This window comes from Streptomyces sp. NPDC058665 (genome assembly GCF_042714995.1).
In the GTDB taxonomy this organism is placed as follows: domain Bacteria; phylum Actinomycetota; class Actinomycetes; order Streptomycetales; family Streptomycetaceae; genus Streptomyces.
In genome coordinates this window covers 115,494-126,247 of record NZ_JBHXRX010000002.1, presented here as the reverse complement: position 1 = coordinate 126,247, position 10,754 = coordinate 115,494, and the positions used below count along the sequence as shown (strand labels likewise).

The 10,754-nt window shown below is 69.6% G+C and carries 9 protein-coding genes and 1 riboswitch; all 9 genes read right to left on the bottom strand.

The genetic code is table 11. The features are described from left to right. Positions 1–50: 50 nt before the first annotated feature. Positions 51–1,343 carry a class I SAM-dependent methyltransferase gene (locus ACFWV8_RS01965; protein ID WP_384197087.1) on the bottom strand — a complete coding sequence of 431 codons (1,293 nt, stop codon included), beginning with the start codon at positions 1,341–1,343 and terminating at the stop codon, positions 51–53. Between the two features lie 274 nt (positions 1,344–1,617). Further along, entirely contained in the window at positions 1,618–3,069 is a 1,452-nt protein-coding gene (locus ACFWV8_RS01960; RefSeq protein ID WP_384197086.1) for an NAD(P)/FAD-dependent oxidoreductase, read from the bottom strand. A gap of 421 nt (positions 3,070–3,490) precedes the next feature. Further along, positions 3,491–4,417 (bottom strand): exopolyphosphatase, encoded by a 927-nt coding sequence (locus ACFWV8_RS01955; RefSeq protein WP_384197085.1) that lies wholly within the window; start codon positions 4,415–4,417, stop codon positions 3,491–3,493. After that, positions 4,414–4,986 carry a DUF501 domain-containing protein gene (locus ACFWV8_RS01950; protein ID WP_384197083.1) on the bottom strand — a complete coding sequence of 191 codons (573 nt, stop codon included), beginning with the start codon at positions 4,984–4,986 and terminating at the stop codon, positions 4,414–4,416. Before ACFWV8_RS01950 ends, ACFWV8_RS01955 begins: the two co-directional genes overlap by 4 nt. Before the next feature lie 107 nt (positions 4,987–5,093). Then, entirely contained in the window at positions 5,094–5,567 is a 474-nt protein-coding gene (locus ACFWV8_RS01945; RefSeq protein ID WP_384197082.1) for a septum formation initiator family protein, read from the bottom strand. Positions 5,568–5,715: 148 nt separating this feature from the next. Beyond that, on the bottom strand, positions 5,716–7,002 hold the full coding sequence (gene eno / locus ACFWV8_RS01940) for a phosphopyruvate hydratase (protein ID WP_189109532.1): 1,287 nt from the start codon (positions 7,000–7,002) through the stop codon (positions 5,716–5,718). Between the two features lie 280 nt (positions 7,003–7,282). After that, complete coding sequence (locus tag ACFWV8_RS01935; RefSeq protein ID WP_384197080.1) at positions 7,283–7,993, bottom strand: transglycosylase family protein; 711 nt, start codon at positions 7,991–7,993, stop codon at positions 7,283–7,285. A 3-nt stretch (positions 7,994–7,996) separates the two neighbouring features. Beyond that, positions 7,997–8,171, bottom strand: a riboswitch (cyclic di-AMP (ydaO/yuaA leader). A gap of 258 nt (positions 8,172–8,429) precedes the next feature. Continuing rightward, the gene (locus tag ACFWV8_RS01930) at positions 8,430–9,362 is read right to left on the bottom strand and encodes a transglycosylase family protein (RefSeq protein WP_384197078.1); all 933 of its coding nucleotides are present in this window, start codon (positions 9,360–9,362) and stop codon (positions 8,430–8,432) included. 140 nt (positions 9,363–9,502) lie between these two features. After that, positions 9,503–10,750, bottom strand: a complete 1,248-nt coding sequence (locus ACFWV8_RS01925) for a cytochrome P450 (RefSeq protein ID WP_384197076.1) — start codon at positions 10,748–10,750, stop codon at positions 9,503–9,505. Positions 10,751–10,754: the final 4 nt, after the last annotated feature.

Genomic DNA, 10,754 nt, shown 5'->3' with positions numbered 1-10,754 from the left:
GGAGCGTTCCGCCGCGGCTCCGCCCTGACTCGACTCCGCCCTGACTCGTGTCAGCGCCAGTCGCGGGTACGCAGCGCGAGACCCGATGCGCCCGACCCGGCGGTCTTCACCGCCAGGATCTGGTTGACGCCGATCCTGTTGTGCTCGAACGACAGCGCCGAAGCAGCCATGTAGAGGCGCCAGACGCGGGCACGCCCGGGTGAGGTGGCCCGTACCGCCTCGGGCCAGTGCCGCTCCAGGTTCCGCACCCACTGACGGAGCGTCAGCGCGTAGTGCTCGCGCAGGGATTCGACGTCCCTGGCCTCGAAGCCCGCCTCCTCCAGCGTGCCCACGGTGCGGGAGAGCGGGGCCAGTTCGCCGTCGGGGAAGACGTACGCGTCGATGAAGTCGTCGATCCGGTACGTGGATTCGTCCTTCTCGGGACGGCGTCCGATCTGATGGTTGAGCAGCCGCCCGCCCGGCTTGAGTAGGGCGTAGAGGTCGTCGGCGTACTCACGGAAACGCACCGATCCGACGTGCTCGGCCATGCCGATCGACGAGATGGCGTCGTACGGGCCGTCCCTGACGTCCCGGTAGTCCTGCACCCGGATCTCGATCCGGTCGGTGAGCCCTTCGCCCGCGATGCGCTTGCGCGCGAACGCGGCCTGCTCGCGGGAGAGCGTGACGCCGGTGACCTGGGCGCCGTACTCGCGCGCCGCGTGGATGGCCATCGATCCCCAGCCGCAGCCGACGTCGAGCAGCCGCTCGCCCTCCTTGAGTCCGAGCTTGCGGCAGACGAGGTCGACCTTGTCGCGCTGCGCCTCCTCCAGCGGGGAGTCCGGCTGCGCGAAGTAGGCGCAGGAGTAGACCATGGACGGTCCGAGGACCAGCTCGTAGAAGTCGTTGCCCACGTCGTAGTGGTGGCTGATCGCGGCCCTGTCCCGGCGCTTGGTGTGCAGCGCGCCGCTTCTGCGCCGTACCTCCTCGGGCGGTGGCGGGGGCGGCGGCCAGGGGCCGGCGATCTCCAGCAGGCGCTTGCCCGCGGCGCGCATCCGCGGGTCGCGCAGCGGGTGCACCCCGTCCTTGGCCTCGGCGCCGCGCTCCCAGAGAAGCCCGGCGATCCGGTCGAGGGCGGCGTACAGATCGCCGTCGACGTCGATCTCACCGGCCACCCAGGCCCGGGCGAGGCCCAGCTCGCCCGGCTTCCAGAGCAGTCGGCGCAGGGCCCGGCGGTGCCGGACGACGAGGGTCGGCGCGCCGGGCGGACCCGACTCGCTGCCGTCCCAGGCGCGGATACGTACGGGGAGCGGGGCTCCCAGAAGTTCCTCGGCAAGAGTGGTCAGCCGCAGTGCGGCGTCTGCCATGGCACACACCTCCGTGATGGTGGATCCCAGAAATGCTCAACAGATACGTAAACACCGCCGGGAGGGAGATGCAGTCCCGACAGCACGCAATGGGCGGGCAAAAATAGCTGCACCTGCCATGTACTTTGTGACTAAATCTGCCGGTGCGCACCCTTGCGTGCCTTGTCGTACCCACCTTCGGCGCCGGGCGCACACGAAAGGGCCGCCCGCACCACGGATGGCGGGCGGCCCTTTCGGCTCGTTACGGGCGGCTACGCGCCCCGGCGCACGGTCGTCAGGAGGCCTTCGCGCTGGTGCCGGCCTTGGCCTTCGTGGCCCCCGGCTCCGGGGTCGAGCCCGGCGCACGCTCCGGCTCGGACTCCGGCTTCGGGGCGACGGCCTGACGCGTGGGGGCGGGCTTGGCCGCCTCGTAGAACTCCTCGCGCGGCGTCTCCATCGCACCGAGGGAGACGACCTCGCGCTTGAGGAACGCCGAGAGCGTCCAGTCGGCGAAGACGCGGATCTTACGGTTCCAGGTCGGCATCGCCATGCCGTGGTAGCCACGGTGCATGTACCAGGCCAGCCGGCCACGGAACTTGATCTTCATCTTGCCGATGACGACCATCGCGACGCCCTTGTGCATGCCGAGACCGGCGACCGCGCCCTTGTTGGCGTGGCTGTACTCCTTCTGCGGGAAGCCCCGCAGACCGGAGATCACGTTGTCGCCGAGGACCTTCGACTGACGCAGCGCGTGCTGGGCGTTGGGCGGGCACCAGGCGTTCTCGACACCGGCCCGGCGGGCGGCCAGGTCCGGGACTTGGGCGTTGTCGCCGGCGGCCCAGATGTGGTTGGTGCCGCGCACCTGGAGCTTGGCGTCGGTGTCGACGTGGCCGCGCGGGCCGAGCGGCAGACCGTAACGGGCGAGCGCCGGGTTGGGCTTGACGCCGGCGGTCCACACAATGGTGTTGGAGTCGACCTCAAGGCCGTTGCCGAGCACGACGTGACCGTCGACGCAGGAGTCCATACCGGTCTTGAGGTAGATCTCGACGCCCCGGCTCTCCAGGTGCTCCTTGCCCCACTTGCCCAGCTTCGGGCCGACCTCGGGAAGGATCTTGTCGGCGACGTCGACCAGCAGGAAGCGCATGTCCTCGCGCTTGACGCTCGTGTAGTACTTCGCGGCGTCGCGCGCCAGGTCCTCGACCTCACCGACGGTCTCGGCACCGGCGAAGCCACCGCCGACGAAGACGAAGGTCAGCGCCTTGCGGCGGACTTCCTCGTCGGTCGTGGAGTCGGCCTTGTCGAGCTGTTCGAGCACGTGGTTACGGAGACCGATCGCCTCCTCGATGCCCTTCATACCGATGCCCTGCTCGGCGAGGCCGGGGATCGGGAAGGTACGGGAGACGGCGCCGAGCGCGACGATCAGATAGTCGAAGGGAAGCTCGTAGGCCTCACCGACGAGCGGCGAGACGGTGGCGACCTTGCGGTCCTGGTCGATGGTGGTGACCCGGCCGGTGAGCACCTCGGCCTTGGGCAGCACGCGGCGCAGCGGTACGACGACGTGCCGGGGCGAGATGTTTCCGGCGGCGGCTTCGGGGAGGAAGGGCTGGTACGTCATGTACGAGCGGGGGTCGACAACCGTGACCGTCGCCTCCCCGTAGCGCATCTTCTTCAGAATGCGACGAGCCGCGTACAGGCCTACGTACCCTCCGCCTACAACAAGGATCCTGGGACGCTCCGTGGTGCTCATGCCATCGAGTATCCACCTGCCTGGGAGGGGGTGCTCGTGAGCCCCTTCACAAGCACCTTCCCCATCTCTGCTACACTGCGCGGCCCCCATGATCGACATCATCCGCCCGAAGCGGAGCCACACGGTCTCACGGGACGTTCCGCACCCCTTCTGAGCTGCCCCTTGGGGTGTTTCCGGGTGGCGAGCCAGCGGGTGGTTCACACCCCCGCAATGCCGCTGGAACGGCCCGTTGACCGCCCGGACAGGGGGGTCGGGAGGGGGTCGGGTCTCCCCGGAGAGTGATGTGCGCCCAACTCGGCGGTTTCTCTTGTGAAGAACTTCACGAACTTCGTTCCGGGGTGGCCGCGAGAGGGGCTGCAGAGGCCCCGTAAGACCTCCGTAAAGGGGGCCCGGACGTCCGGCCCCGGGCCCGGTCACCCGCTCAGGCGAGCGACCACGCGATGCCGTCGAGGATGTCGTGTTCGCTCACGACGACCTCCTCCGCGCCGGTCCTTTTCATGATCGTGAGCAGGATCAGCGCACCCGCCGCGATCACGTCGACCCGTCCGGGATGCATCACGGGAATCGCCGCGCGCTCGTCGTGCGTGGCCGACAGCAGCATGCCGGTGATCTCCTGGACCCGCTCGAAGGGGATCCGGGAGTGGTGGATGGCCCGCCAGTCGTACTCGGTCAGGCCGAGCGTGATCGCCGCGACCGTGGTGACGGACCCGGCGAGGCCGACGAGCGTACGGGCTTCGGCCAGCGGGACGCTCTCCTCGACCGTGTCGAGGGCGGCGTCGATGTCGCCGCGTATGGCCGTGATCTCGCCGAGGGTCGCCGGGCTGCTCGGGCTGTGCCGCTCCGTCATCCGTACACAGCCGATGTCCACCGACCGCGCGGCCGTGACCCCGTCGGTCCCGACGACGAACTCGGTGGAGCCGCCTCCGATGTCCACGACCAGGTAGGGACGGTGCAGGTCGGTGCGGCCGGTCAGCTCCTTGGTGGCGCCCGTGAAGGAGAACTCCGCCTCCTGGTCTCCGGTGATCACCTCGGGTTCGACTCCGAGGATGTCGAGGATGCCGCGTACGAAGTCGTCGCGGTTCTCGGCGTCGCGGGAGGCGGAGGTGGCCACGAAGCGGATCCGGTCCACGCCGTGGCTCTTGATGATCTCCGCGTACTCGCGGCAGGCCGCGAAGGTGCGCTCCAGCGCGTCGGGGGCGAGCCGTCCCGTCCGGTCGACGTCCTGGCCGAGGCGCACGATCGTCATCCGGCGGTCGAGGTCGGTGAGTTCGCCGGTGGCGGGGTCGGCGTCCGCGACGAGGAGGCGGATGGAGTTCGTACCGCAGTCGACGGCCGCGACCCTGGTCATCGGGTGTCCTCTTCGGTGGCCGCCCTGGTGGCCGACTTGCTGCCGACGTCGTTTGTGAACGGGATCACACAGGGGCCCTTGCGCCACCACTCGGGCAGCATCGCCAGCGCCTCGTCCCCCAGCGGGTTCACCCCCGGACCCGCCGCCAGCGAATGGCCGACCAGCACGTGCAAACACTTCACCCGGTCCGGCATTCCGCCCGCGCTCGGGAAACCCGCCAGTACCTCGACGGCGTCGCGGCGCGCGATGTAGTCCTCGTGCGCCTTGCGGTACGCGGCGGCCAACTCCGGGTCGGTGGCGAGGCGTTCGGTCATCTCCTTCATGACACCGTTCGCCTCCAGCGTGCCGATGGCCGAGGCCGCGCGCGGGCAGGTCAGGTAGTAGAGCGTCGGGAACGGAGTACCGTCCGGCAGCCGCGGGGCGGTCTCCACCACGTCGGGCTGACCGCAGGGGCAGCGGTGCGCGATGGCGCGCAGACCGCGCGGGGGCCGGCCGAGCTGCTGCCTGAACGCGTCGACGTCCGCCTCGGTGGGTTCGGTGCGTTCGGTCTGCGGAGGGGGCGTTTGCATACCTGCGTCGGTTTCCTTGATGTCTGTCTGTCCGTCGGTGTCTGTCGGCCGGCCGATGCTTGTCTGCCGATACCTGTCGGCCGATGTCCGTCTGTGCGGCCGGGCCGCTACCGGTCCGTCCGGTCCGCCTTGTCGACGCCGTCCATGAGGTTGGAGTACCAGGGCCGGTCGCCCGCGCCCTGGTCGGGTCGGTGCTCCTCGGCCGCCCGGGGGTCGGCCATGATGTAGCCGGTCTCCCCCGGCATCACGTAATGCAGATGCTCGCGCGCCAGCCGCTGGACGTACGCGTCGTCCTGGAGGCGGGCCCTCTCGTCCCGCAGCTCCTCGACCCGCTTCGCGGCCTCGCGCGCCAGCTGCTCCTGCTCAGCGATCTCGCCGCGCTGGGACACGTACTGCCGCATCGGATAGGCGAGCGCCACGATCAGTGAGCAGACCACGAGAACCAGGAACGCGGCGCGTCCGGTGAGCCGGGAACGGCGGGCCTGCCTGCGGGTCTGCGAGCGGTAGACACGGGCGGCGGTCTGCTCGCCCAGAATCCTGATCTTGGTCGCGGTGGAGAACCGGTCCCGGTTCGCGGCCATGGTCCCGCCTCCCTCAGAGGCCCGGCGGACCCCGTTCCTCTGTACTGCCGTACTGCCTCTGTACGCGCGTACGTCCCCGGACACGGTACGGGACCGTGGCCGGGGACGGCCGTAGGACGGGCGGACCGGTGGCCGGTGGTCCCGGGGGTCAGTCCTTGAAACGCGGGAACGCGCTGCGGCCCGCGTACACCGCCGCGTCGTCGAGGATCTCCTCGATGCGCAGGAGCTGGTTGTACTTGGCGACGCGCTCGGAGCGGGCCGGGGCGCCGGTCTTGATCTGGCCGCAGTTGGTGGCGACGGCGAGGTCGGCGATCGTGACGTCCTCGGTCTCGCCGGAGCGGTGCGACATCATGCACTTGAAGCCGCTGCGCTGCGCCAGCTCGACGGCGTCCAGGGTCTCGGTCAGCGAACCGATCTGGTTGACCTTGACGAGCAGGGCGTTGGCCGAGCCCTCCTCGATGCCACGGGCCAGGCGCTCGGGGTTGGTGACGAAGAGGTCGTCGCCGACGATCTGGACCTTGGAGCCCAGCTTGTCGTTGAGGACCTTCCAGCCGGCCCAGTCGTCCTCGAAGAGCGGGTCCTCGATGGAGACCAGCGGGTACGAGGCGACGAGCTCCTCGTAGTACTCGGTCATCTCGGCGGCCGAGCGGGACTTGCCCTCGAACTCGTAGGAGCCGTCCTTGTAGAACTCGGAGGCCGCGACGTCGAGTGCGAGCGCGATGTCCTTGCCCGGGGCGTAGCCGGCTTCCTTGATGGCCACGAGGATGAGGTCGAGCGCGGCGCGGTTGGACTCCAGGTTCGGCGCGAAGCCGCCCTCGTCGCCGAGGCCCGTGGAGAGCCCCTTCTCCTTCAGGACCTTCTTCAGCGTGTGGTAGACCTCCGCGCCCCAGCGCAGGGCCTCGGAGAACGACTCGGCGCCGATCGGCGCGATCATGAACTCCTGGATGTCCACGTTGGAGTCGGCGTGCGACCCGCCGTTGAGGATGTTCATCATCGGAACGGGCAGCAGGTGCGCGTTCGGGCCCCCGAGGTACCGGAACAGCGGCAGGTCCGAGGCCTCGGAGGCGGCGTGCGCCACGGCCAGGGAGACACCGAGGATGGCGTTGGCGCCGAGCGAGGACTTGTCGGGGGTGGCGTCCAGGTCGAACATCGCCTGGTCGATCAGGCGCTGCTCGGTGGCGTCGTAGCCGACGAGCTCCGGGCCGATCTGCTCGATGACGGCGAGGACGGCCTTCTCGACGCCCTTGCCCTGGTAGCGGTTCTGGTCACCGTCGCGGAGCTCAAGGGCCTCGAACGCACCGGTGGACGCACCGGAGGGGACAGCAGCACGGCCGGTGCTGCCGTCGTCGAGGCCGACCTCGACCTCGACCGTTGGGTTGCCTCGGGAGTCAAGGATTTCCCGGGCTACGACGACGTCGATGGACGGCACGAGCATCTCCTTCTGGGATGTGACGCGTGGAGCAGGGCCTCATGGGTGCCGGGCCTCGTCGGCCTTGCGTTGGCCTTGCGGCATGAGCCTAACCGGCTCCCGGTCGGCGGTCGGCAGATGCCCGCCCGCTGGGACGAAAAGAGTCCGCGATGCCCGTTCGGACCCGAATGTCCAAGGGTTGGGTCGAGCCCTTCCGAAGCCCAAGGCCGGAGGCCGTCCGAAGCCCCCGGCCCGGCGCGTCCGGGGGGAGTGAGGCGCGCCGGGCCGGGGGTTCAAGGGGAAAGGGTCAGCTCAGGTGGAGCTGCTGACCCGGGAAGATCACGTCGGCGTCCTCGACGATGTCCTTGTTGAGCTTGAAGAGCTTCTTCCAGCCGCCTTCGACCTTCTTGGTCTCGGCGATCTTGGAGAGCGAGTCGCCGGGCTTGACCTTGTACTCGCCGTCGCCCTTCTTGACCGGGCCGCGCGTCTCGGTGCGCGAGGCGGGCTGCTCCTGCGTCGCACGCGGGGCGGACCGCTTCTCCGGAGCGGCCTGGGGGGCCTGCTCGGTCTGCTCGGGGGCGGCCTGCTGCTGACCGGAGTCCCCGGAGCCGGAGTCGGCCGAGCCCGCGTCGTTCGACGCGTTGGACAGACCCACGCCACAGCTCGGCCAGGCACCCTTGCCCTGGCCGGCCAGGACCTTCTCGGCGATCTGTATCTGCTGGGACTTCGAGGCCTGGTCGGCGCTGGAGGCGAACGCGGTGCCGCCGTACGCGGCCCAGGTGGAGGCGGAGAACTGAAGCCCGCCGAAGTAGCCGTTGCCGGTGTTGATCGACCAGTTGCCGCCGGACTCGCACTGGGCGACGGCGTCCCACTCGGAGGTGGTGGCCGCGGAGGCGGCGGTGGCGCCGATCAGCGGGACCGCGACGGCGGCACCGGTGATGCCGGCGAGCGTGGCGTAACGGACGGTCTTGGAGGGACGACGGTGCTTGCCCTTGCCGGACGCGCTGGAAAACAGCATGCGAGATCTCCTCACCGACGCCTGCGAGGTGAGCTGTCGGGTTCGGGCCAAGTGAGTTGCCCGGCCGTGCGACCCGGGAACGTCTGTACGTCCCCTCGCACACGGCTGCACCCCGAGCCGGCCGTATTGGCCGGCACTTACCTGGGTCCCCCGCTCCTGCCTTCGGCGCGTGAAGCGACGAGTACTCCCCCCGACCGACGGCAGGACTCGGCGTGACGGTCGACGGTGCCCGCGGTGCGAGCGGTTCAGACCGTAAACACAGACATCCCGGATGTTCAAAGAAGGAACATCCGGGATGATTCGCCCATCCCGCCCCGAGGAAACCTCTGTTTACGCAGGTCGGAACGGAAAGGGGGCGAGTTGCCGGGCAGACCGCATCAGTTGGGGCGAAGAGACGCTTGTCTCACTTGCCCAGATGCGGACATAGCCCGCTTAACTACCCCTGATTCGCGGTCAGATCGAGCTTCTGGCCCGGCAGGATGAGGTCCGCGTCGGAGCCCACGACCTCGCGGTTCGCCTGGTAGAGCGCGGCCCAGCCACCCTCCACCTTCGCCTCGTCGGCGATGGCCCACAGATTGTCGCCCGCACGGACGGTGTACGAGCCGTCCGCGACGTCGTCGGCGCGTGTCGAACTGTCACCCCGTGAGGCATGACGGCCGCTTTCGCGCTCTTCGTCCGTCTTGCCTTCCTCGCCGGCTTCGGCCTCCCCGGCGGGCTTGCCCGCCTCGGGGGCCGCCTCGCCGCGGTGCTTGCCCTTCCCCGCGTCGGCGGTGCTGGGCTCCGAGCTCGGCTCGGCGCCCTGCTCCTCGGCCTCGGACGCGGAGTCGCGGCCGAACTGCCCGGACGACGGGGTCGACTCGGGAGCGGGAGGCAGCTCGGCCGTCTCGCTCGGCTCGGGCTCCGGGGAGGTCTCCTGCTGCTGGGTGGACTCGCCGGAGGAACCGTTGCCCTGAGCCTTGTCCGCTTCACCGTCGGCGCCCGCGTCCGTGCCCGGCTCCGCCGTGAGCCCGGTGACCAGCGCGCAGGTCGGCCACGCGCTCGGCCCCTGCGCTTCGAGGATCTTCTCGGCGACGGCTATCTGCTGGCTGCGGCTGGCCTGGTCGGCGGTGGGGGCGTACGCCGTACCGCCGAAGTCGGCCCAGGTCTCCTGGGAGATCTGGAGGCCGCCGTAGTAGCCGTTGCCGAGGTCGGCGCTCCACATGCCGCCGCTCTCGCACTCGGCGACGCGGTCCCAGGTCGAGGCGTCCGCCGCACTGGCGCCGGTCGCGCCGAGCAGCGGGATGGCGATCGCCGAGCCTGTCACCCCTGCCGCGACGACAAGGGCGGGGGCCTGACGGGGCCGACGGTGCCGGCCGTTCCCGGAGCGCATGCGGTTGCCTTCCGTGAGACTGCTGGGACGTGAACCCCGGCGCGTGACTGCCGGGACGATCGTGAACGTAGCCGTACTCGAACGTCTGTCACAAGTCGATGCAGCGTAGATCACGTGAAAGTCACAGTGTTGACGATCCGTCAGTCACTCACCGCTGTGAACTGCACCGGGAGCGTACGCAGTCCACGCATGATGAGCCCCCCACGCCACCTCAAATCGGACGGTTCGACCGCTAGCCGCAAGTCGGGCAGGCGGGTCAGAAGGGTGGCGAGCGCGGTCTGCCCCTCAAGCCGGGCGAGGGGCGCGCCGAGGCAGTAGTGGATGCCGTGGCCGTATCCGAGGTGTTTGTTGTCACTCCGCGCCAGATCGAGCCGGTCCGGGTCGGCGAACCGCGCCGGGTCCCGGTCGGCGGCGGCGAGTACGACGAGGACGGGGTCACCGACCGCGACGCGCTGCCCGCCGAGTTCGACGGGTTCGGTGGCGTAGCGCCAGGTGGCGAGCTCCACCGGACCGTCGTAGCGGAGCAGTTCCTCGACGCCGGTCGCGAGGAGTTCCTTCTCGCCTGCGCGGAGGGAGCGTTGAAGGCGCTCGCGCTGATCGGGATGACGAAGCAGCGAGTACACGCCATTCCCGATGAGATTCACGGTTGTCTCGAACCCCGCGAAGAGAAGGATGAACGCCATCGCGGCGGCCTCGTTCTCGGTGAGGTGCTCGCCGTGGTCGCCGGCCCGGATCAAGCCGGAGATCAGGTCGTCTCCGGGGTCGTCCCGCTTACGGTGGATGAGCTCGGCGAGATACCCCCGCATCTTCTTGACGGACCGCGCGACCCCGCCCCGTGGCCCGCCGCCGTGCCGGATCATCATCCCGGCCCAGTCGCGGAAGTCGTCCTGGTCCTCGCGCGGGACGCCGAGCAGATCGCAGATCGCGTAGATGGGGAGCGGGAAGGCGAAGTCATGGATCAGGTCGGCCTCCCCCTTCGACGCGAATGAGTCGATCAGCCCGTCGGTCAACTCCTGTACCCGGGGTGCGAATTCGGCCACGCGCCGGGGAGTGAACGCCTGCGAAACCAGCCGCCGCAGACGGGTGTGATCGGGCGGATCGATGTTCAGCAGATGCGTCATCAACTCCGCACCGCGCTCCCCCGGGATGCCGGTCTTCCCCTTGGCGTGCGGCGACTCGGCGTGATGCACGGGATTCTTGGACAGCCGAGCATCGGCCAGAGCCTTCTTGGCATCCGCGTACCGCGTCACCAGCCACGCGTCGACCCCACTGGGCAGCCGCGTCCACCGCACGGGCGCGTGCTCGCGGAGCCAGGCGTAGGCGGGGTAGGGATCGGTGGCGAACTCCCAGGTGAAGAGGTCGGGAGCGGGGCTGGGCAAGTCGGACATGGAG

What these genes read in the sequence shown, in the direction of transcription:
- ACFWV8_RS01935 (WP_384197080.1), bottom strand. Translation starts at nt 7,993, where the DNA reads ATGCTGTTTTCCAGCGCGTCCGGCAAGGGCAAGCACCGTCGTCCCTCC.
- ACFWV8_RS01950 (WP_384197083.1), bottom strand. Translation starts at nt 4,986, where the DNA reads ATGCAAACGCCCCCTCCGCAGACCGAACGCACCGAACCCACCGAGGCG.
- ACFWV8_RS01925 (WP_384197076.1), bottom strand. Translation starts at nt 10,750, where the DNA reads ATGTCCGACTTGCCCAGCCCCGCTCCCGACCTCTTCACCTGGGAGTTC.
- ACFWV8_RS01930 (WP_384197078.1), bottom strand. Translation starts at nt 9,362, where the DNA reads ATGCGCTCCGGGAACGGCCGGCACCGTCGGCCCCGTCAGGCCCCCGCC.
- ACFWV8_RS01945 (WP_384197082.1), bottom strand. Translation starts at nt 5,567, where the DNA reads ATGGCCGCGAACCGGGACCGGTTCTCCACCGCGACCAAGATCAGGATT.
- eno (WP_189109532.1), bottom strand. Translation starts at nt 7,002, where the DNA reads ATGCTCGTGCCGTCCATCGACGTCGTCGTAGCCCGGGAAATCCTTGAC.
- ACFWV8_RS01955 (WP_384197085.1), bottom strand. Translation starts at nt 4,417, where the DNA reads ATGACCAGGGTCGCGGCCGTCGACTGCGGTACGAACTCCATCCGCCTC.
- ACFWV8_RS01965 (WP_384197087.1), bottom strand. Translation starts at nt 1,343, where the DNA reads ATGGCAGACGCCGCACTGCGGCTGACCACTCTTGCCGAGGAACTTCTG.
- ACFWV8_RS01960 (WP_384197086.1), bottom strand. Translation starts at nt 3,069, where the DNA reads ATGAGCACCACGGAGCGTCCCAGGATCCTTGTTGTAGGCGGAGGGTAC.